This is a genomic window from Micromonospora sp. NPDC005206, from assembly GCF_040608175.1.
Taxonomy (GTDB): Bacteria; Actinomycetota; Actinomycetes; order Mycobacteriales; family Micromonosporaceae; genus Micromonospora.
Map to the genome: position 1 here is coordinate 24,939 of NZ_JBEXHU010000010.1, position 19,784 is coordinate 44,722.

Annotated in this window: 21 protein-coding genes; 11 read left to right on the forward strand and 10 right to left on the reverse strand. The window is 71.5% G+C overall.

Translation table 11 applies throughout. The features are described from left to right. Positions 1-28: 28 nt before the first annotated feature. The 5 genes from ABZU69_RS16380 to ABZU69_RS16400 all read right to left on the reverse strand — a co-directional run bounded on the left by ABZU69_RS16380 (position 29) and on the right by ABZU69_RS16400 (position 5,639). A complete protein-coding gene (locus ABZU69_RS16380; protein WP_354965152.1) occupies positions 29-2,422 on the reverse strand; it encodes an excinuclease ABC subunit UvrA in 2,394 nt (797 codons plus the stop codon). Positions 2,423-2,546: 124 nt separating this feature from the next. Continuing rightward, positions 2,547-3,050 (reverse strand): pyridoxamine 5'-phosphate oxidase family protein, encoded by a 504-nt coding sequence (locus tag ABZU69_RS16385; protein WP_354965153.1) that lies wholly within the window; start codon positions 3,048-3,050, stop codon positions 2,547-2,549. A 3-nt stretch (positions 3,051-3,053) separates the two neighbouring features. Beyond that, positions 3,054-3,464 (reverse strand): VOC family protein, encoded by a 411-nt coding sequence (locus ABZU69_RS16390; RefSeq protein ID WP_354965154.1) that lies wholly within the window; start codon positions 3,462-3,464, stop codon positions 3,054-3,056. Positions 3,465-3,469: 5 nt separating this feature from the next. After that, positions 3,470-3,919 (reverse strand): helix-turn-helix transcriptional regulator, encoded by a 450-nt coding sequence (locus ABZU69_RS16395; protein ID WP_354965155.1) that lies wholly within the window; start codon positions 3,917-3,919, stop codon positions 3,470-3,472. A gap of 88 nt (positions 3,920-4,007) precedes the next feature. Beyond that, on the reverse strand, positions 4,008-5,639 hold the full coding sequence (locus ABZU69_RS16400; RefSeq protein WP_354965156.1) for a beta-N-acetylhexosaminidase: 1,632 nt from the start codon (positions 5,637-5,639) through the stop codon (positions 4,008-4,010). 189 nt (positions 5,640-5,828) lie between these two features. On the opposite strand from ABZU69_RS16400, the gene zwf reads away from it, so the two are divergent. Beyond that, complete coding sequence (zwf, locus tag ABZU69_RS16405) at positions 5,829-7,208, forward strand: glucose-6-phosphate dehydrogenase (protein WP_354965157.1); 1,380 nt, start codon at positions 5,829-5,831, stop codon at positions 7,206-7,208. After that, positions 7,208-7,408: a hypothetical protein gene (locus ABZU69_RS16410; RefSeq protein ID WP_354965158.1), complete on the forward strand. Its 201-nt coding sequence runs from the start codon at positions 7,208-7,210 to the stop codon at positions 7,406-7,408. The genes zwf and ABZU69_RS16410 overlap by 1 nt, the downstream gene beginning before the upstream one ends. A 27-nt stretch (positions 7,409-7,435) precedes the next feature. On the opposite strand, the gene ABZU69_RS16415 is transcribed toward ABZU69_RS16410, so the two are convergent. Further along, positions 7,436-8,155: a VOC family protein gene (locus tag ABZU69_RS16415; protein WP_354965159.1), complete on the reverse strand. Its 720-nt coding sequence runs from the start codon at positions 8,153-8,155 to the stop codon at positions 7,436-7,438. Between the two features lie 316 nt (positions 8,156-8,471). On the opposite strand from ABZU69_RS16415, the gene ABZU69_RS16420 reads away from it, so the two are divergent. After that, positions 8,472-9,893 (forward strand): OFA family MFS transporter, encoded by a 1,422-nt coding sequence (locus ABZU69_RS16420; RefSeq protein ID WP_354965160.1) that lies wholly within the window; start codon positions 8,472-8,474, stop codon positions 9,891-9,893. Next, on the forward strand, positions 9,890-10,015 hold the full coding sequence (locus tag ABZU69_RS16425) for a hypothetical protein (RefSeq protein WP_269458402.1): 126 nt from the start codon (positions 9,890-9,892) through the stop codon (positions 10,013-10,015). The genes ABZU69_RS16420 and ABZU69_RS16425 overlap by 4 nt, the downstream gene beginning before the upstream one ends. Before the next feature lie 44 nt (positions 10,016-10,059). Here the strand turns inward: ABZU69_RS16425 and ABZU69_RS16430 are convergent, their stop codons facing one another. Continuing rightward, positions 10,060-10,788, reverse strand: coding sequence for an SDR family oxidoreductase (locus tag ABZU69_RS16430; RefSeq protein ID WP_354965161.1), 729 nt, complete (start codon positions 10,786-10,788; stop codon positions 10,060-10,062). An 86-nt stretch (positions 10,789-10,874) separates the two neighbouring features. Here ABZU69_RS16430 and ABZU69_RS16435 point away from each other — a divergent pair, with 86 nt between their 5' ends. From ABZU69_RS16435 to ABZU69_RS16450, 4 genes are all read left to right on the forward strand, one after another. Beyond that, positions 10,875-11,708, forward strand: coding sequence for a patatin-like phospholipase family protein (locus ABZU69_RS16435; protein WP_354965162.1), 834 nt, complete (start codon positions 10,875-10,877; stop codon positions 11,706-11,708). A gap of 45 nt (positions 11,709-11,753) precedes the next feature. Next, entirely contained in the window at positions 11,754-12,215 is a 462-nt protein-coding gene (locus tag ABZU69_RS16440; protein ID WP_354965163.1) for a peroxiredoxin, read from the forward strand. 83 nt (positions 12,216-12,298) lie between these two features. Beyond that, on the forward strand, positions 12,299-12,988 hold the full coding sequence (locus ABZU69_RS16445) for a hypothetical protein (protein WP_354965164.1): 690 nt from the start codon (positions 12,299-12,301) through the stop codon (positions 12,986-12,988). Positions 12,989-13,075: 87 nt separating this feature from the next. Then, positions 13,076-13,273 (forward strand): hypothetical protein, encoded by a 198-nt coding sequence (locus tag ABZU69_RS16450; protein ID WP_354965165.1) that lies wholly within the window; start codon positions 13,076-13,078, stop codon positions 13,271-13,273. Here ABZU69_RS16450 and ABZU69_RS16455 read toward each other — a convergent pair. The 3 genes from ABZU69_RS16455 to ABZU69_RS16465 form a co-directional block, all read right to left on the reverse strand. After that, positions 13,264-14,454 carry a GNAT family N-acetyltransferase gene (locus ABZU69_RS16455; protein WP_354965166.1) on the reverse strand — a complete coding sequence of 397 codons (1,191 nt, stop codon included), beginning with the start codon at positions 14,452-14,454 and terminating at the stop codon, positions 13,264-13,266. The genes ABZU69_RS16450 and ABZU69_RS16455 overlap by 10 nt on opposite strands. Before the next feature lie 87 nt (positions 14,455-14,541). Continuing rightward, entirely contained in the window at positions 14,542-15,540 is a 999-nt protein-coding gene (gene cydB, locus ABZU69_RS16460) for a cytochrome d ubiquinol oxidase subunit II (protein WP_354965167.1), read from the reverse strand. Between the two features lie 15 nt (positions 15,541-15,555). Beyond that, positions 15,556-16,968: a cytochrome ubiquinol oxidase subunit I gene (locus ABZU69_RS16465; RefSeq protein WP_354965168.1), complete on the reverse strand. Its 1,413-nt coding sequence runs from the start codon at positions 16,966-16,968 to the stop codon at positions 15,556-15,558. 190 nt (positions 16,969-17,158) lie between these two features. Between ABZU69_RS16465 and ABZU69_RS16470 the strand changes: the two genes are divergently transcribed. Genes ABZU69_RS16470 through ABZU69_RS16480 form a run of 3 tightly spaced genes read left to right on the forward strand, consistent with a single transcriptional unit; the run spans position 17,159 to position 19,581 of the window. Then, positions 17,159-17,932, forward strand: coding sequence for a lysophospholipid acyltransferase family protein (locus ABZU69_RS16470; RefSeq protein ID WP_354965387.1), 774 nt, complete (start codon positions 17,159-17,161; stop codon positions 17,930-17,932). Between the two features lie 46 nt (positions 17,933-17,978). Continuing rightward, complete coding sequence (locus ABZU69_RS16475) at positions 17,979-18,563, forward strand: TetR/AcrR family transcriptional regulator (protein WP_354965169.1); 585 nt, start codon at positions 17,979-17,981, stop codon at positions 18,561-18,563. A gap of 58 nt (positions 18,564-18,621) precedes the next feature. Then, positions 18,622-19,581, forward strand: coding sequence for an SDR family NAD(P)-dependent oxidoreductase (locus ABZU69_RS16480; RefSeq protein ID WP_354965170.1), 960 nt, complete (start codon positions 18,622-18,624; stop codon positions 19,579-19,581). Positions 19,582-19,784: the final 203 nt, after the last annotated feature.

The following is a 19,784-nucleotide window of genomic DNA, read 5'->3' on the forward strand; positions in this document are numbered from 1 at the left end:
CCGGGCCGGCGCGGCTGAGACAGCTTGGTCAGGCGCCGACGTAGGCCGCGAGGTGCTGGCCGGTGAGGGTGGAGCGGGCGGCGACGAGGTCGGCGGGGGTGCCCTCGAAGACGATCCGGCCGCCGTCGTGGCCGGCACCGGGCCCGAGGTCGATGATCCAGTCGGCGTGCGCCATGACCGCCTGGTGGTGCTCGACGACGATGACCGACTTGCCGGAGTCGACGAGCCGGTCGAGCAGGCCGAGCAGGTGCTCGACGTCGGCGAGGTGCAGGCCGGTGGTCGGCTCGTCCAGGACGTAGACGCCGCCCTTCTCGGCCATGTGGGTGGCCAGCTTGAGCCGCTGCCGCTCGCCGCCGGACAGGGTGGTGAGCGGCTGGCCGAGGCTGAGATAGCCGAGGCCGACGTCGGCGAGGCGTTCGAGGATGGCGTGCGCGGCGGGGGTGCGCGCCTCGCTGGAGCCGAAGAACAACTCGGCCTCGGTCACCGACATGGCGAGCACCTCGCTGATGTCGCGGCCGCCGAGGTGGTATTCCAGTACCGAGGCCTGGAACCGCTTGCCTTCGCACTCTTCGCAGGTGGTGGCGACGCCGGCCATCATCGCCAGGTCGGTGTAGATGACGCCGGCGCCGTTGCAGGTGGGGCAGGCGCCCTCGGAGTTGGCGCTGAACAGCGCGGGTTTCACGCCGTTGGCCTTCGCGAAGGCCTTGCGGATCGGGTCCAGCAGCCCGGTGTACGTCGCCGGGTTGCTCCGCCGCGAGCCGCGGATCGCGCCCTGGTCGACCGAGACGACGCCCTCGCCGGCGGGGATCGAGCCGTGCACGAGGGAGCTCTTGCCGGAGCCCGCCACGCCGGTGACCACGCAGAGCACCCCGAGTGGAATGTCGACGTCGACGTCGCGCAGGTTGTGGGCGGTCGCGCCGCGGATCTCCAGCGTGCCGGTGGGCTTTCGTACGGTGTCCTTGAGGGCGACCCGGTCGTCGAGGTGGCGGCCGGTGACGGTGTCGCTGGCGCGCAGTCCGTCGATGGTGCCCTCGAAGCAGATGGTGCCGCCCGCCGTGCCGGCGCCGGGGCCGAGGTCGACGACGTGGTCGGCGATCGCGATCGCCTCCGGCTTGTGTTCCACGACCAGGACCGTGTTGCCCTTGTCGCGCAACCGCAGCAGCAGGTCGTTCATCCGCTGGATGTCGTGGGGGTGCAGGCCGATGGTGGGCTCGTCGAAGACGTAGGTGACGTCGGTCAGTGAGGAGCCGAGGTGGCGGATCATCTTGGTGCGCTGCGCCTCGCCACCGGACAGGGTGCCCGACGGCCGGTCGAGCGAGAGGTAGCCCAGCCCGATCTCGACGAACGAGTCGAGGGTGTGGCGCAGCGCGGCGAGCAGCGGCGCCACCGACGGTTCGTTGAGGCTGCTGACCCAGTCGGCGAGGTCGCTGATCTGCATCGCGCAGGCGTCGGCGATGTTGATTCCGTCGATCGTCGAGGAGCGCGCCGCCGCACTGAGGCGGGTGCCGTCGCACTCGGGGCAGGTGGTGAAGGTGACGGCCCGCTCGACGAACGCCCGGATGTGTGGCTGCAGCGCTTCCTTGTCCTTGGACAGGAACGACTTCTGAATCTTGGGGATCAGTCCTTCGTAGGTGAGGTTGACGCCGTCGACCTTCACCTTCACCGGGTCCTTGTGGAGGAAGTCGTGGAGTTCCTTGCTGGTGTAGTCGCGGATCGGCTTGTTCGGGTCGACGAAACCCGACTCGGCGTAGACCCGGACGGTCCAGAAGCTGTCCGACTTCCAGCCGGGGATGGTGAAGGCGCCCTCGGCGAGGGACTTGGAGTCGTCGTAGAGCTGGGTGAGGTCGATGTCGGAGACCGAGCCGCGCCCTTCGCAGCGCGGACACATGCCGCCGGTGATGGTGAAGGTGCGGCGTTCCTTCACGGTCCGCCCGGCGCGTTCCATGCTGACCGCGCCCGCCCCGCTGATGGAGGCGACGTTGAAGGAGAAGGCCTGCGGTGAGCCGATGTGCGGCTTGCCGAGCCGGCTGAACAGGATGCGCAGCATCGCGTTGGCGTCGGTGGCGGTGCCGACGGTGGAGCGGACGTCGCCTCCCATCCGCTGCTGGTCGACGATGATGGCGGTCGTCAGACCGTCGAGCACGTCGACCTCGGGCCGCGCCAGCGTCGGCATGAAGCCCTGCAGGAAGGCGCTGTAGGTTTCGTTGATCATCCGCTGCGACTCGGCGGCGATCGTGCTGAACACCAGGGAGCTCTTGCCGGAGCCGGAGACGCCGGTGAACACGGTCAGCCTGCGCTTCGGGATCTCGATGCTGACGTCCTTGAGGTTGTTCACGCGCGCGCCGTGCACCCGGATCAGGTCGTGGCTGTCGGCGATGTGCGGCGCGGACGACCGCGTGTCCGTCCTCGTGGCCTTGCTCATCGTGTCTCCATCTGTCGGGGCGGGGCCTGCTGGGGGTCTCCGTCGGCGTCGCCGCGGGAACCACGGTATCCATGCGGCCCGTGCTGGCCCTGTGGTCCCGGCCACCGGCGCGTCGTCGCGGGGGTCAGACCAACCAGCGGCCGTCACGCATCAGCTCACGGCCGGGCATCTCGTTCACCTCGCGCCACGCCTGGATGCGGCGTGGTGAGATCCGGAACCAGCGGTACGACGTGGTCAGCGCGCACGGGTCGAAACCGGTGTGCGCGGCGAACAGGTCAGCTCGCTCCCGCGGCAGCGTGTCGATCTCGAGGACCTCGACGTCGCCCTCGATCATCGACACGTCGCGGGTGTCGCCCAGGGCCAGCCTTGCGCTCCGGGTGGCCGCCAGGTTCCGGCCGGTCGGGCTGTCGGCCGCCGTGGCCAGGAGCAGGGTCTCGCCGTCCCAGTGGAAGGACAGCGGCACCAGGTGGGGTGCGCCGTCGGCCGAGGCGCTGGCCACCCAGACGTCGATGTCGTGGCTGAGCCGGTGTTCGGTGTCGCGATGACGCTGGGCGCGAGGGCGGGGGTCAGCGCTTCGGGGCGGCTCGACGGCGGTGCCGTCGGTGTGGGTGATGGCTGGGGTGACCACGGTTCAGCGCAGCTCTTGGATGCGGATCATGTTGCCCGCGGGGTCGCGCAAGGCGCAGTCGCGGACGCCGTACGGCTGCTCGGTCGGCTCCTGGACGACCTCGGCGCCGCTGCCCTCCAGCTTGGCGAAGGTGTTGTCGAGGTCGGTGGTGGCCAGGTTGACGCCGAAGAAGCTGCCCTTGGCCATCATCTCGAGGATGGTGCGGCGCTCGTCGTCGGTGAGGCCGGGGCTGGCGGTCGGCGGGTGCAGGACGATGGAGGTGTCGGGCTGCCCGGCGGGGCCGACCGTGATCCAGCGCATGCCCTGGTATCCGACGTCGTTGCGGATCTCGAACCCGAGGATGTCGCGGTAGAAGGCCAGGGAGGCGTCCGGGTCGGTGTGCGGAAGGAAGCTCGAGTGAATGGTGATGTCCATGGCGGTCACGCTAGTTGCGGCTGGGTGGCCCGCGCTTCTCGATTCCTGATCGGTCTGGTCACCTGTTTGGCCACGCACGCGGGCATCCCGGCCGTCGCGGCCGCCGCCTCGTCCCGGTAGACGCTGGGCGGCACGCCGACGAGTTCGGTGAAGCGGGTGCTGAAGGTGCCCAGCGACGAGCAGCCGACCGTGAAACAGACATCCGTGACGGTGAGGTCGCCGCGGCGCAGAAGCGCCATGGCGCGTTCGATGCGCCGGGTCATCAGATAGGCGTACGGCGACTCGCCGTACGCGAGCCGGAACTGGCGGCTGAGGTGCCCGGAGGACATGTTCACGCCGCGGGCGAGCGCCTCGACGTCCAGCGGCTGGGCGTACTCCCGGTCGATCCGGTCGCGGACGCGGCGCAGGCGTGCGAGGTCGCGCAGGTGCTGCGTCTCGTCAGGTCTGCTGGTCACGTACGTGATCGTGCCACGTCGTGCCGACATCGCCCAGCAGGACGGTGGGGTCCGGGCCGCCTCGGACCCGGACCCCCGTGTCATCCGGTCAGAGCCATGGCACCTGCGGCGACGGGTAGAAGTCGACCTCCTGCAGGCGCCACCGGGGTGCCTGTTCCCCCAGCCGGGTCCGGAACGACTCCCAGTCGTGGCTGGCCGTCGTCGACCAGCCCAGTTCGGCGATCGCGGGCAGGCGTGGGAAGGCCATGTACTCGATGTCGTCCAGGCTGCGCAGCGTCTCGGACCACAGCGGCGCCTCGACGCCGAGGACCGCGTTCTCGCCGACGCCGGTCACCCGGGTGGCCGGGTCCCAGCCGTACGCGTCGGACACCTCGATGAGGCCGGCCCACCGCAGCCCCAGGCGGGTGTTGGCGTCGTACTTCATGTCCAGGTATGCCTTGTTGGCCGGTGACATGATCACCTTGTTGCCCCGGGCGGCGGCCTCGACCAGGTCGGCGTTGGTGGTGCCGGTGCCCCAGAACTGCGCCACGACGTCGGTGGGCGGGTCGACCTGCACGACCTCGTTCCAACCCGAGGCGCGCTTGCCGTACTTCGACACCAGCGGCAGGACCCGTTGCATGAACGTGCGGTAGTCCTCGTCGGTGGTGGCGTGCGCCTCGTCGCCGCCGATGTGCAGGTAGGGCCCGGGGGTGATCGCGGCGAGTTCGCGGATGACGTCCTCGACGAACCGGTAGGTCAGGTCGTCCCCGATGCACAGCGAGCTGTAGCCGACGGCCGTGTCGGTGCGCGGGGCCGGTGCGACGCCGTCGCAGTTGAGCTCGGGGTAGGTCGACTGGGCGGCGTTGGTGTGCCCGGGCATGTCGATCTCGGGGACGATGGTGATGTGTCGGGTGGCGGCGTAGGCGACGACGGCCTTGTAGTCGGCCTTGGTGAGGAACCCGGGCCCGACGCCGTCGACTCCGGTGCCGGGGCCGCCGCCGACGGTGGTGAGCCGGGGCCAGGAGTCGATCTGGATCCGCCAGCCCTGGTCGTCGGTCAGGTGCAGGTGCAGGTAGTTGATTTTGTACTGACTGAGCAGGTCCACGTACGCGGTGATCTCGTCGACGGTGTGGAAGTGCCGTGCCAGGTCGAGCATCGCCCCGCGGTACGCGAAGCGCGGGTAGTCCACGATTCGTCCGCCGGGCACGGTCCAGGTGACCCGTTGCCGGTTGGACGCCTCGATCGCGGCGGGTAGCAGTTGGCGCAGGGTCTGCGTGCCGGCGTACAGCCCGGCCGGGGTGTTGGCCCGGATCGTCACGCCGTGGCGGGTGACGTCGAGCTGGTAGCCCTCCTGGCCGACGCGCCCGTCCGCTCCCCCGATGACCAGGGCGATCTCGGGCAGCGGCGTCGAGCGCACGGGCAGCACCGGCAGGGGGTAGCCGGTCGCGGGGCGCAGCGTGTCGGCGAGTTGCCGCCCCACCTGCCAGGCGGCGGCCGAGCCGGGTGAGGTGCGGATGACCGTCAGGGGGCTCAGGCGGAATGTGCCCCGGGCGTCGGGGTGGGTCTCGACGGGCGCGGGGACCACGTCGTCCAGGTGGCGGGCCGGGGCGGTCGGCGCGGCGACGGCCGGGGCTCCGGGCAGGATGAACGGCAGTCCGAGTGCGGCTATGACCAGCAGCCGCGTCATGGTGGGTCGGCGACGCACGGATACCTCCAGGCCTTCGTCGTGATCGGCGTTCATCGATCAGACCCGCACGCTACCCGCGCCGAACCTGGACTGTAAACCTTCCTTATCGTCCGGGCCGGTCCAGCCGCAACCCGGCGCGGCCCTGTCGCTGTCCCCACCCGGGCCGTCCGGCGGGGAATTCCGAGGTGGGCCGGGAGGTTCTCCGGTGGGAAGATCAGGTTCACTCGATCGGATGGAAGTGTCATGCAGGTGCGCTCAGACGCGGTGGTGCTGTTCGGCGTCACGGGAGACCTCGTCTCGAAGAAGCTCTTCCCGGCGCTGTACGAGCTGACCCGGCGCGACCGCCTCGATGTCCCGGTGATCGGCGTGGCACGCTCCCCCTGGGATGATCAGCAACTCGTCACCACCGCCCGCAAGTCGATCGCCGAGGCCAACGACGAGATCGACGACGAGGCCTTCGACGCGCTGGCGCGGAACCTCTCGATGATCTCCGGCGACTACGCGGACCCGGTGACGTACCAACGGCTGGCCGAGCGCCTGCGGGGCGCCGAGCGTCCGATCTTCTACCTGGCGATCCCCCCGGCGGTGTTCGGCTCGGTGGTCGAAGGCCTGGCCGCGGCCGGGCTGGCCGAGCGGGGCCGGGTGATCGTGGAGAAGCCGTTCGGGCGTGACCTGGCGTCCTCGCACGAGTTGGACCGCACGCTGCGCGCGGCGTTCGACCCCGAGCGAGTGTTCCGCATCGACCACTACCTCGGCAAGGAAGCCGTCGAGGGCCTCTACGCCTTCCGGTTCGCCAACCGGCTGTTCGAGCCGCTGTGGAACAGCGAGCACATCGACAACATCCAGGTGACGCTCGCGGAGGGTTTCGGCACCCAGGGCCGTGCCGGCTTCTACGACACGGTGGGCGCCACCCGCGACGTGCTCCAGAACCACATCCTGCAGGTCGTCGCGCTGATCGGCATGGAACCGCCGGTCGCCGACACCACCGACGCGTTCCGCGAGGCGGAGGTCGCCGTGCTGCGGCAGATCGAGCCGCTGTCGCCGGAGTCCACCGTGCGGGGGCAGTACGCCGGCTACCGGGACGAGCCGGGCGTGCGGCCGGACTCGAACACGGAGACGTTCGTGGCGACCCGGTTGACGGTCAACTCCCGCCGCTGGGCGGGTGTGCCCATCTACCTGCGCACCGGCAAGTCGCTGCCGGGGACGGCGACCGAGGTGGTGGTCGAGTTCAAGCAGCCGCAGCGCTCCCTCGTGCGCGCCGAGGGCGGCGCCGGGGCCGCCGCGAACCTGCTGCGGTTCCGGCTCGGCCGCGGCGACGGCATCACGATGTCGATCCAGGCGAAGAGCCCCGGCGCCGAGGTGGCGAGCCGTCCGGTGGACCTGTCCGTGGACTTCGGCGCGGCGCTCGGGCACCGCCAGGAGGCGTACGAGCGGCTGCTCGACGACGCGATGGACGGGCAGCATCTGCGCTTCGCCCGCGAGGAGACGATCCAGCAGGAATGGCGCATCGTCGAGCCGATCCTGGACCTGGCGGCGCCGGTGCAGACGTACGACAAGGGCACCTGGGGTCCCGCGGACGCCGACGCCCTCGCTGGCGGCTGGCACGCCCCGCAGCTGCGGTGATGGTGGAGGACAGGGCGCGCGCACTCTTGACGGCCCGGGCGGCGGCTGCGGCGCAGGCCGGCTGCCGGTGGGTCACCGCCGAGACGGGCAAGCCAGCGCCCGGCTCGTCCAACCCGTCGCTGAACAACATGCTCCGGGTAGGCCTCACGCCCCTGTACGAGCGGCGCAACTGGATCTGGCGGGCGGACCCGGCCAGCTAGCAGCGTGCAGGGCTGCCCGACGAGGCACTAGGCCAGTGTCGCCGCGATGTCGGCACAACTCTGGAGTGCCCCCGTCGCCCGCTCGGCCTCATCCGTGCTCAGCTCGACGCGGTCGATGCGGGTCAGCATCTGCGCAGCCGTCGCCGGCTCGTGCAGCACCATCGCCACTTCGGCGCGATAGGCGAGAGCCTCCACCAGCGCGACCGGGTCGTCCCCCGTTTCGAAACGGGCCAGAGCACTGTCGAGGATCCGGGCGGCTTGCGGGAAGTCACCCTTGGAATCCCCCTGCACGACAGCGTTCGCCAGAGCTTTGTCGAGCCCTCCAGTCGGCCCGGGCGCCGGTGTGGGGCTGACAGCCGCGTTCTGAACGACGCGGATCCAGTTGCCTCCCGGGTCGATGACGCTGAACCCGCTGAACCCGTCATAGTTCTTCCGTGCCCGGGGCCTGGTCATTCGCGGTGTCCCGGAGATCAGCACCTTGCCGTACGCGGCCCGCATTCCCGCAGCGAACGCCCGATACAGCTCACCCGTGTCCGACGTCAGCACCAGGCACGAGCCGTAGGACTGCTCCGGATCGAACCCCGGCATCTCGAAAAAGTGCAGATGCAGGTCCGCACGCCGCAGTGCCACGTACGGGTTGGGCTTACGTTGCCGATGCGTGGTCCGGAAACCGAGCACCTGGTAGAACGCGACGATGTCGTCGATGGACGCGCAGGGCAGCAGCGGAACGGTCACCTCGTTGGCCATCCGTTCTTCGTAGCCGCTGCCGCGCAGCCGCCGCACATGGATTTGGCCGATCGTCGTCCGGGGTCGACCAGAAGGCGGAGGTAGCGAGGGGCGCCGGCGCCGGTGCAGACGTACGACAAGGGCAGTTGGGGTCCCGCGAACGCCGACGCCCTCGCCGGCGGCTGGCACGCCCCGGATGACGATCGGACGCCTGGCGGGCTGACTGACCGCTCAGCTCACCGTACCGACCGTCCGGCGCTGGTGAGGTTTGCTCCTGCCCTGCGGTGTGGGGAAGTGATGAGCAGGTTTCTCGCCCGCTTCGGAGAGGAAGCAGCTCATGCTTTCCGCACTCGATCGTCGGCACACCGTCGCGCCGCCCGGGTACAGCCGGTGGCTCATACCCCCCGCGGCGTTGGCCATCCACCTCTGCATCGGCCAGGTCTACGCGACCAGCGTCTACAAGAACTCGCTGATCGCCCACTTCGACACCAGCCAGACCGCGATCGGGGTGATCTTCAGCATCGCGATCGTGATGCTGGGGTTGTCCGCCGCGGTCGCCGGGACATGGGTGGAGGCGAACGGGCCGCGTAAGGCGATGTTCGTCTCCGCCTGCTTCTGGGCGGCGGGCTTCCTGGTGGGCTCACTGGGCATCGCCACGAAGCAACTGTGGCTGCTGTACCTGGGCTACGGCCTGCTCGGCGGCATCGGCCTGGGGATCGGGTACATCTCCCCCGTCTCCACGTTGATCAAGTGGTTCCCGGACCGCCCCGGGTTGGCGACCGGCCTGGCGATCATGGGCTTCGGTGGTGGGGCGATGGTGGCCTCTCCCCTGTCCCGGCAGTTGCTGTCGTTCTACGACCCGGGTTACGACCCGGCCAACGCGGGATCGACGGCGTCGGGCAGCGCCCTGGTGTGGCTGTTCGTGACGCTCGGCCTGGGCTATTTCGTGATCATGATGTTCGGGGTGGCGAACGTGCGGGTGCCGGCACCGGACTGGCGCCCGGCCGGCTTCGACCCGGCGACGGTGGCGTCCAAGCCGCTGGTCACCACGGCGAACGTGTCGGCGGCCAACTCGGTCAAGACCCGGTCGTTCTGGCTGCTGTGGGTGGCGCTGTTCTGCAACGTGACGGCGGGCATCGGAATCCTGGAACAGGCCAGCCCGATGATCCAGGACTTCTTCCGCGACAACGGCACGTCGGCGGTGTCGGTGGCGGCGGCCGGCGGGTTCGTCGGCCTGCTGTCGCTGTTCAACATGGCCGGCCGGTTCGCCTGGTCGTCCACCTCGGACGTGATCGGCCGCAAGCCGATCTACATGGTGTATTTGGGCGTCGGGATGGTGCTGTACGCGCTGCTGGCCCTGATCGGGCAGACGGCCACGGCGCTGTTCGTGCTGCTGGCCTGCGTGATCCTGTCGTTCTACGGCGGCGGGTTCTCCACGGTGCCGGCGTACCTGCGGGACCTGTTCGGCACGTACCAGGTGGGCGCGATCCACGGTCGGCTGCTGACCGCCTGGTCGGCGGCGGGGATCGCGGGCCCGCTGATCGTCAACGGGTTCCTCGACGCGCAGGGCGAGCCGGGCACCCTGACGGCGTCGGCGTACCGGCCGGCGCTGTTCACGATGGTCGGCGTGCTGGCGGTGGGCTTCGTGGCGAATCTGCTGATCCGGCCGGTGCCGGAACGGTTCCACGAGCCGCCCACCGACCGGGACGGCGCCGAGGACACGGCGCCGGTGGCGGCGGAGAGGAGTGGCACCCGGTGAGCGAGAACGGACGGCCCGGGCAGCAGGCCCGGTTGTGGATCTCCTGGTTGGTGGTGGCGGCGCTGCTCGGCTACGGGGTGGCGCAGACGGTGATCACGGCGGCGAAGCTGTTCACCCACTGATCCGGGTGTGGGTGCCGCATCCGCGCGGCACCCACACCGGTCGGTCACAGACCGCCGGAGACGCGCAGCACCGTGCCGGTGGCGTACGAGGCGTCCGGACCGAGCAGCCAGGCGATGGCGGCCGCGACCTCGTCGGGCTCGCCGGCGCGGCCGAGCGGGATACGACCGACGGCGGTGTCGGCGCGGTCGGGTACGCCGGAGTCGGCGTGGATGTCGGTGCGCACGATGCCGGGGGCGACCGCGTTGACTCGGATGCCGCGCGGGGCGAGTTCCTTGGCCAGGCCGATGGTGAGGGTGTCGGTGGCGGCCTTGACGGCGGCGTAGTGCACGTACTCCCCGGGGCTGCCGAGGGTGGCGGCGGCGGACGAGACGTTGACGATGGCGCCGCCGTCGGCCAGCCGGCGGGCGGCCTGTTGGGCGCAGAGGACGTAGCCGACGAGGTTGACGTCGACGACCCGGCGCAGGTCTTCGACACGCAGCTCGGTGAAGGGCCCGATGGGGCTGGTGACGCCCGCGTTGTTGACCAGGCCGGTGAGCGGGCCGAGCTGCGCGGCGGCGTCGAACAGGGCGTCGACCTGGTCCGGGTCGGTGGTGTCGGCGCGTACCGCGGTGGCCCGCACGCCGGTGGCCCGCAGGTCGGCCAGCACGGCGTCGGCGGCGGCGTGGTCGCGGCGGTAGCACAGGGCGATGTGGTGGCCTGCCGCGGCGAGACGGCGGGCGGTGGCCGCGCCGATGCCGCGACCACCACCGGTGATGACGGTGACAGGTGCCACGGTGCCCCCCGAGTTTCTGACGGCTGCGTGCCGGCCCCGCCGACGCTACCGTGACCGCGCGGACCGGTCGTCGAGAGGAGAGTCACATGGAGCGCGCGTTGGTGCTCGGCGGTGGTGGGGTCACGGGCGTGGCCTGGGAGCTGGGGCTGCTGGCGGGGCTCGCCGAGCGGGGCGTCCCGGTGACCGAGGCGGACCTGGTGGTGGGCACATCGGCGGGCTCGGTCGTCGGGGCGCAGATGTGCTCGGGGGTGCCGCTGGAGCAACTGTACGAGGCGCAGTTGGCGCCGCCGTCGGGCGAGCTGACGGCGCGGCTGGGCTTGGCGGTGCTGGCGCGGATGGTGTGGGCGGGTGCCCGGACCCGCGACGCGGTGCGGGCGCGGGCGCGCATCGGTGCGATGGCGGTGGCGGCGCGTACCCCGTCGGAGGCGTCCCGCCGCGCCGTCATCGAGGCCCGCCTGCCGACGGCTGAGTGGCCGCAGCGGCGGCTGCTGGTGACCGCGGTGGACGCGTCCTCGGGTGAGTTCGTGGTGTTCGACGGCGACAGCTCCGTGTCCCTGGTGGACGCGGTGGGTGCCAGTTGCGCGGTGCCCGGCGTGTGGCCGCCGGTGACGATCGGCGCGCGCCGCTACGTCGACGGCGAGATGCGCTCGACGGTGAACGCCGACCTGGCCGCGGATGCCCGACGGGTGCTGGTGATCGCGCCGACGTCGGGGGCGTTCGGGCCGATGCCGCGGCTGTCGGCGCAGGTGGCCGGGTTGCGGGCGGCCGGGTCGCGGGTGGTGGTGGTGACGCCGGACGCGTCGGCGCGCAAGGCCATCGGCCGCAACGTGCTGGATCCGGCGCGACGGGCGGGATCCGCGCGGGCCGGGCGGGCGCAGGCCGCGGTGGTGGCGGACGAGGTGGCGGCCCTCTGGGTGTGATCGCTTACGCTCACCGCCTGTCTGGTCCGACAACGGAGGTGCGCGGTGGCGGGTGTGGGTGTCGGCGACGTCGTGGAGGACTTCGAGCTGCCCGATGAGACGGGCACGCCCCGGCGGCTGTCGGAGTTCCTGACGGCGGGGCCGGTGGTGCTGTTCTTCTACCCGGCGGCGATGACCCGGGGCTGCACGGCCGAGAGCTGCCATTTCCGGGACCTGGCGGCGGAGTTCGCGGCGGTCGGCGCCACGCGGGTGGGCATCAGCCGCGACAGCGTGGCCAGGCAGGCGGAGTTCTCCACGCTGCACGGCTTCGACTATCCCCTGCTGTCGGACGAGGACGGGACGGTGGCGCAGCGGTTCGGGGTGCGCCGGCGGCTGCCGTTGGGGCCGCTGAGCACGAAGCGGATGACGTTCGTGATCGGCGCGGACCGGCGGGTGATCGAGGTGATCCACAGCGAGGTCAGCATGAACGACCACGCCGACCGGGCGCTGCGGGCGTTGGGCGGCTGAGCGGGTGTGAGCCCCGTGCGGCGGGTGTCGCAGTCGGCTGGTATCAAGACAGCAATCAAACAGGTGTACGGAAGAGGGTTGTGATGGATGCCGGCCAGGGTTTGTCCACTGACGAGGTGCAGAGCCTGCGGGATGCGTTGGCGGCGGGCCGCCGGCCCCGGGTGGTGTTCACCGCATCGGCGGGGCAGATCGCCGGTCAGATCGGCCAGGTGGTCGAGCTGACCGATCCCGAGGTGTCCGACGAGTTCGTGGTGGTGCGTTTCGGCCGCGACGAGTTGCCGTTCTCCCCCGCGGATCTCGCGGTCGCGCCGAAGGGCGCCGGGCGTCGGGTCGCCGAGCCGAAGCCGGAGCCGCCGGCGCAGGAGCAGCCGGCCGCGGTGGTGGAGCCGGAGTTCGTGTTGGACACGCCGCGGGTGCCGACGCCGCGGCGGGAGGAGCCGAAGGTGGAGCAGGTGGAGAAGGCGCCGGCGCGGCGGGCGGTCAAGGCCGTGAAGCCGAAGGGCCCCGCGGGCCTGACGGTGACGTTGGCGTACGCCGAGGGTGAGTGGACGGTCGCCGCGCAGCAGGGCAGCAAGGCCCTGGCCAAGCCGTACGTGGTGAAGCCGGCCGAGGCGTTGAAGATGGTGGCGCTGGTCGACGTGCCGGGTGTGCAGGAGGCGGTGGAGCAGATCCTCGGCACCGAGCGGGCTGAGGCGGAGCAGCAGGCGGAGAAGCTGCGCGCCGAGCTGGCCGAGATCGAGGCGCGGCTGGCGGAGCTGCGCGAGGCCCGCTGACGGCTCCGGCGGGTCGGGGGCTCGTACGACGAGCCCCCGACCGGCCAGGTCGGCGACCGCGCGCCAGCGGGCGCCGAGGAGCCGCGGGTGTGGCTCACCGACGCCGGTCACGCCGTGCAGGGTCGCGTCTCCGACGCCGTCGCGGGCATCACCGCCCGGCTGTACGCGGACCTCCCGGCCGACGACTCCAGCGCCGCCGCCCGGGTCCTCACCCTGGTCACCCAGCGCGCGAACGCCGAACTGGCAGCGATCCCGGGCGTCGCCGCGACGGTCGGTCAGAAGTAGTCGAGCAGCTGCGCCGGGCCTCCGGCGCCCAGCAGATCCAGGGCGTCCGGGTCGGCGCCGGCGGCGTGCAGCAGGCCCGCCTCGGCGACCGACCGGGCGCGGGCGGCGCCGGCGTAGAGCAGCGCGAAGCCGCGCACGTCCAGCCGCAGGTCCGCCTCGCCACCGATCCGGGTCAGCTCACCGGCGCCGTCGGCGACGCTCAACCGCCAGGTGCCGGCGTTCCAGTCGGCGACGGCGTCGGCGAGGGTGAACTCGACGGCGCCGCGGGCGTGGGCCGGCCAACCACGCATGCGGACCGCCCGGGCCACGTCCACCGGCCGGTGCATCCACAGGTTCCGTTTGTGCTCGCGGACCAACTCCAGCGGCAGGTGGACGCTCACGGCGTCGCCGTCGAGCGGGCACAGTCGCAGGGTCGGTGCGACGCTGGCCCAGCTGCCGAGCACGCCGACGAGTTCCCGGGCGGCCTCGGCGGTGGTCGCCAGGGCCTCGTCGACGGTCAGCACCGAGTCGGCGCCGTAGCCACGGCCCCGTTCCCAGCTGGCGTAACCCACCAGGTCGCCGCCGTCCTCGACGAGGGTGAGCGCGTCGCCGGGCAGGCCGCGGTCGGCGGCGAAGAAGTCGAACAGCTCGCCCCGGCGGGTCAGCGGGCCGTTGCGGTGCCGGGTGACCCGCTCGTACAGGGCCATGACGGCGGGCAGGTCGGCGGGCGTGCCGGCCCGGACGGTCAACCGGGGATCCGGCCGGTGCCGGGGCAGCGCGGCGGTGGCCAGGTCGACGGTGCGCAGCACCCCGGCGGCCTCCCAGCCGCAGGCACGGTAGGGGGCGGCGACGGTCGGGTACAGCGCGCTGATCGCCGCGCCGCGCTCGCGGGCGCCCCGCAGCAGGGCGGTGAGCATGCCGCGGGCCACGCCCCGGCCGCGGGCCTCGGGGGTGACCGCCACGCCGCCGACGTCGGCCGCGGGCACGGCCCGCCCGGACCACCACTGGTCGTGGTGCAGGTCGACGGCCTTGCCGACGAGCCGGCCGGTGTCGTCGAACGCGCCGTAGCGGGTCAGGCCGGGCACCGTGGCGGTGGCGTGCGATGGGCGCTGCGGGTCGGACCCGAAGGCGAACCGGCCCAGCTCCCAGGCGTCGGCCAGGTCGTCGGTGGTGAGTTCGCGTACGTGCACGGTGGCGGGCATCGGAACACCCTAGCGGGATGGATCTTCGGGGGGCCGCCGAATTAACGGCCGGGGCGCGGGGTCGGAACCGACCCCGCGCCCCGGCGGTCAGTGCTGCGGGATGTTGGCCACGCCGATCCGCTTGCGGAACACCCAGTAGGTCCAGCCTTGGTAGGCCAGCACGACCGGGGTGAAGATCACCGCCACCCAGGTCATGATCTTCAGGGTGTAGGGGGTGGAGGCGGCGTTGGTGGCGGTCAACGTGCCCGCCGCGTCCAGGGTGGAGGGCAGCACGTTCGGGAACAGCGCCGCGAACAGGGTCGCCACCGCCAGCCCGATCGCCACGGCGGTGCCGGTGAACGCCCAGCCCTCCCGGCGTACCCGGGCGGCGGCGAGGCCACCGAGCAGGGCGAGGGCCGCGCCGACGGCGAGCACGACGGCGGCCGCGCTGGAGCGGATGCTCAGCGTCCAGGCCAGGAAGCCCACCGCGAGCACGGCGGCACCGACGCCGAGGCGCACCGCGAGGGCGCTGGCGCGCTCGCGGATCTCGCCGGCGGTCTTCAGGGCGATGAACACCGCGCCGTGGGTGACGAACAGCGCCAGGGTGGTCGCGCCACCGAGCAGGGCGTACGGGTGCAGCAGGTCGACCAGGCCACCGACGTACTCGTGCTCGGCGTCCAGCGGCACACCGCGCAGGATGTTGGCGAAGGCGACGCCCCACAGGAACGCCGGCAGCAGCGAGCCGACCACGATCGCCGCGTCCCAGCGACGCTTCCAGGACACCTCGGGGCGCTTGTGCCGGTACTCGAAGGCCACCCCGCGGCCGATCAGGGCCAGCAGGATCAGCAGCAGCGGCAGGTAGAAGCCGGAGAAGAGGGTGGCGTACCACTCGGGGAAGGCGGCGAACATCGCGCCGCCGGCGGTGATCAGCCACACCTCGTTGCCGTCCCAGACCGGGCCGATCGTGTTGATCAGGACCCGTCGTTCCCGGTCGTCGCGGCCGAGCACGGGCAGCAGCATGCCCACGCCGAAGTCGAAGCCCTCCAGGATGAAGTAGCCGGTGAAGAGCACGGCGATGAGGAGAAACCAGATGGTGGTGAGGTCCACGGCAGGCTCCGGTGATCAGTAGGCGAAGGCGAGCGGACGCTCGGCGTCGTCGGTGTCGTCGGACGGGGGCGTCTCGGTGACGTCGGGTACGCCGGCGCGGGCGTAGCGCAGCAGGAGCTTGACCTCGATCACCGCGAGGGTGGCGTAGATCAGCGTGAAGGCGGTGAACGAGGTGAGCACCTCGGCCAGCGAGACGCTGCGGGACACGCCGTTGCGGGTGAGCATCTCGCCGAAGACGATCCACGGCTGGCGGCCCATCTCGGTGAAGATCCAGCCGAAGGAGTTGGCCAGCAGCGGCAGCACCGGCATGACCATCCCGGCGCGCAGCAGCCACCTGCTGGTGGGCGTGCGGCCCTTGCGCTGGCTCCAGAGCACCAGCAGGGCGATCGCGGCGGCGGCCATCCCGAAGGCGATCATGAAGCGGAAGCTCCAGTAGGTGACCGGGATGATCGGGGTGTAGCTGCCGGCGCCGTACTGGGTGGCGTACTGGGCCTGGAGGTCGTTGATGCCGTGCACGGTGCCGTGGGGGTCGCCGGTGCCCAGGTACGACAGCAGGTACGGGATCTTGATGGCGAGCACCTCGCGGCTGCCGTCGAGGCTGCCGACGGTGAGCACGGAGAACGAGGCGGGGCTCTCGGTGGTGTAGAGGCCCTCGGCGGCGGCCATCTTCATCGGCTGGACCTCGGTCATGATCTTGCCCTGGATGTCGCCGGTGAACAGCACGGCGGCGGAGGCGACCAGGACCACCCAGGAACCGAACTTCGCGGCGAAGCGGTAGGCGCCGGTGTCGGCGGAGTCGCGGTTGCGGATCAGGTGCCACAGGCCCACGGCGGCGACCAGCGACCCGGCGACCAGGAACGAGCCGGCCAGGGTGTGCGGGAAGGTGATCAGGGCGACCTTGTTGGTCAGCACGGCCGGGAAGTCGGTCAGCTCGGCGCGGCCGGTGTCCGGGTTGACCTTGTAGCCGACCGGGTTCTGCATGAACGAGTTCGCGGCGAGGATGAAGTACGCGCTGAGGTTCGTGCCGATCGCGGCGGCCCAGATGCTGGCCAGGTGCGCCCGCTTGGGCAGCCGGTCCCAGCCGAAGATCCACAGGCCGATGAAGGTGGATTCGAGGAAGAACGCGACCAGCGCCTCGATGGCCAGGGGCGCGCCGAAGATGTCGCCGACGAAGCGGGAGTAGTCGCTCCAGTTCATGCCGAACTGGAACTCCTGCACGATGCCGGTGACCACGCCCATCGCGAAGTTGATGAGGAAGAGCTTGCCGTAGAACTTGGTGAGCTTGAGGTAACGCTCGTTGCCGGTGCGGTGCCACAACGTCTGCAGGATCGCCACCAGCACGGACAGGCCGATGGTCAGCGGAACGAAGAGAAAGTGGTAGACGGTGGTGACACCGAACTGCCATCGGGCGACGTCCAACGCGTCCACCTGGAACCCCCAGCCATGTCGTACTACGAGACGTAGTAAATACTACTGCTCGTCGTAGAGGAGCGGGCAGGGTCGGGCGGCCCGAACCGGCCCGGGACCAATGACCTTGATCACCCGGGCCGCCGGGCCCGGCGGCAACCGGCCGACCCGCCCTCGCAGCACCGTGCGCACGTGCGACGATGGCGCGCTGATGGACACCGCGCACTCCCCCTGGCAACCGCCGCTGATCTGGCGCGCCGCCCAACTGCTGGCCCGACCCCTGGTCGGCCTGGTGGCCCGCCTCGAGGTCACCGGCGACGTCCCCGCGCACCTGCGCCGCGGACCGCTGGTGCTGGCCGCCAACCACATCAGCCCGTTCGACCCCGTGGTGATGGCCGCCGCCTGCCAGACCCGCGGCATCGCCCCCCGGATCATGGCGACCGCCGGGCTGTTCCGCGCCCCGGTGTTCGGCTCCCTCATGCGCCACGCCGGGCACATCCGCGTCGACCGGGGCACCGATGCGGTGCACCGGGCCCTGGAGGCCGCCACCGCCGCCGTCGCGGGAGGATCGGTGATCCTCATCTACCCGGAGGGGCGCATCAGCCTCGACCCCGGCATATGGCCCGAACGCGGCAAGACCGGCGCCGCGCGGCTCGCCCTGGCCTGCGCCGCCCCGGTCATCCCGGTCGCCCAGTGGGGCGCCCACGAGGTGCTGCCCTACCGCGCGCCCCGGGGCATGCTGCGCGGCGTCGCCCGCGCGCTGTGGCGCCGTCCGGTGATCCGGGTGCACTTCGGCGCACCCATCGACCTGCACGAGGCAGCCGCCAGCGGCCCCGGCGCCGCCCGCCGGGCCACCGACCAGATCATCGACGCGCTCACCGACAGCCTCGCCCCGCTGCGCCCCGACGAACCCGACCGGCCTCGACACATCGACCCCAGCCGCCCGAGCGACCCCAGCAGGTCCCACCGCCGCCGGCTCGGATGACCTGACGGGTTAGACAAGTTTTGGAAACCTGTCTACGCTGTCTAACGTGAGCAGCGTGGAGATGGAGCACGAAGACCCGAAGCGCGCCGCTGTCCTCGCAGCGGCGGTCGGGGTGTTCGGGCGCTACGGGTTCCAGAAGACGTCGATGGAGGCGGTCGCCAAGGCGGCCGGCATCTCCCGGCCGGGCCTGTACCTGATGTTCCCCACCAAGGAGCAGCTGTACCGCGCCACCATGCAGGGCGTCATGGAACGCGCCCAGCAGGCCATGCAGGCGCGCTTCGGCGACCAGGCGCTGAGCTTCGACGAGCGGATCGTGGCGGGGCTGGATGCGCTGATGGGCCCGTACATCGACACCCAGGTGGCCCGCGACCTCAACGAGCTGCTCGAGAACAGCGGGCCCCAGTTGGGCTCGATGTTCCACGACTACCAGGAGCGGGCCCGGGCGGCACTGCGCGCCCACGTCGACGCTCTCGCCCCGCCCGGCCTGCTCGACGGTGGCCTGACGGCGGACGACGTGATGGACCTGCTCTTCTCCGCCGCGTTGACCTGGAAATCGACCTCGGCCACCAGGGACGAGTTCCGCGACCGGATCCGCCGGGCCCTGCGGCTGATCTGCCGCGCCGCGGGCTGACCCGCCGCCCACCCCACCGCACCCTCACGCTGCATCCCTGCGTCCAAGGAGTTCCGAAATGTCACGAATCATCACCCCTTACTCCGCCCGGTCGACCGCCGCTGAGGTGATCGGCGGCGTCGACCTCAGCGGCCGGCGGGCCGTGGTCACCGGCGGCGCGTCCGGGATCGGCCTGGAGACCGTCCGGGCGCTGGCCAACGCCGGCGCCGAGGTGACGCTGGCCGTCCGCGACACCGTCGCCGGCGAGCGCGCCGCAGCCGACATCACGGCGGGCGGGGCGCACGGCGCGGTCCGGGTCGCCCGGCTCGACCTGGCCGACCGCACCTCCCTCGACGCCTTCGTCAACACCTGGACGGGCCCGCTGCACATCCTGGTCAACAACGCCGGCGTCATGGCCCTGCCGGAGCTGACCAGGACCACCGAGGGCTGGGAGGCCCAGTTCGCCATCAACCACCTCGGTCACGCCGCGCTGACCCTGGGCCTGCACGACGCGCTCGCCGCTGCGCAGGGCGCCCGGATCGTCGTCGTCAGCTCCTCGGCCCACCAGCAGTCCCCGGTCGACTTCGACGACATCCACTTCACCGACCGGCCCTACGAGGCCTGGTCGGCGTACGGCCAGTCGAAGACCGCGACCATCCTGTTCACCGTCGCCCTGGCCCGACAGTGGGCCGTCGACGGGGTCACGGCCAACGCCCTGCACCCCGGCGGCATCATGACCAACCTGCAACGGCACCTCGACGACGCGCAACTGCGCTACGTCGGTGCGGTGGACGAGCAGGGCAACCGCCTGGAGGTGCCACCAGGCTGGAAGACCCCGCAGCAGGGCGCGGCCACCTCGGTCCTGCTGGCCGCCTCCCCCGAGGTCGACGGCGTGACCGGACGCTACTTCGAGGACGGCAACGAGGCCCTGGTCATCGCCGAGCGGGCCGACGGCATGAGCGGCGTGCTCCCGTACGCCATCGACGACAAGAACGCCGAACTCCTCTGGGACGAGACGATCCGGCTCCTGCGGCGCTGACCGGGTCGGCGGTGCCGGCCGGACAACTGACCGGCGAGGCGGAGTTCACGGAGACCGGGCATGCCCGCGCCCCGGACACCCCGCCTTCCACGGCCCCCGGCGGCCACCCCTTTCCGCGCGGCACGTGCGCTTGGCGTCGGTTCCCCTGGCTGAGGGATGCGGCTGGCTCGGCGGGGGGATGAGGTCGCCTGGGCATGTGGTGA

What these genes read in the sequence shown, in the direction of transcription:
- ABZU69_RS16380 (WP_354965152.1), bottom strand. Translation starts at nt 2,422, where the DNA reads ATGAGCAAGGCCACGAGGACGGACACGCGGTCGTCCGCGCCGCACATC.
- ABZU69_RS16390 (WP_354965154.1), bottom strand. Translation starts at nt 3,464, where the DNA reads ATGGACATCACCATTCACTCGAGCTTCCTTCCGCACACCGACCCGGAC.
- ABZU69_RS16400 (WP_354965156.1), bottom strand. Translation starts at nt 5,639, where the DNA reads ATGAACGCCGATCACGACGAAGGCCTGGAGGTATCCGTGCGTCGCCGA.
- zwf (WP_354965157.1), top strand. Translation starts at nt 5,829, where the DNA reads ATGCAGGTGCGCTCAGACGCGGTGGTGCTGTTCGGCGTCACGGGAGAC.
- ABZU69_RS16410 (WP_354965158.1), top strand. Translation starts at nt 7,208, where the DNA reads ATGGTGGAGGACAGGGCGCGCGCACTCTTGACGGCCCGGGCGGCGGCT.
- ABZU69_RS16415 (WP_354965159.1), bottom strand. Translation starts at nt 8,155, where the DNA reads ATGGCCAACGAGGTGACCGTTCCGCTGCTGCCCTGCGCGTCCATCGAC.
- ABZU69_RS16420 (WP_354965160.1), top strand. Translation starts at nt 8,472, where the DNA reads ATGCTTTCCGCACTCGATCGTCGGCACACCGTCGCGCCGCCCGGGTAC.
- ABZU69_RS16435 (WP_354965162.1), top strand. Translation starts at nt 10,875, where the DNA reads ATGGAGCGCGCGTTGGTGCTCGGCGGTGGTGGGGTCACGGGCGTGGCC.
- ABZU69_RS16445 (WP_354965164.1), top strand. Translation starts at nt 12,299, where the DNA reads ATGGATGCCGGCCAGGGTTTGTCCACTGACGAGGTGCAGAGCCTGCGG.
- ABZU69_RS16455 (WP_354965166.1), bottom strand. Translation starts at nt 14,454, where the DNA reads ATGCCCGCCACCGTGCACGTACGCGAACTCACCACCGACGACCTGGCC.
- ABZU69_RS16470 (WP_354965387.1), top strand. Translation starts at nt 17,159, where the DNA reads ATGGACACCGCGCACTCCCCCTGGCAACCGCCGCTGATCTGGCGCGCC.
- ABZU69_RS16480 (WP_354965170.1), top strand. Translation starts at nt 18,622, where the DNA reads ATGTCACGAATCATCACCCCTTACTCCGCCCGGTCGACCGCCGCTGAG.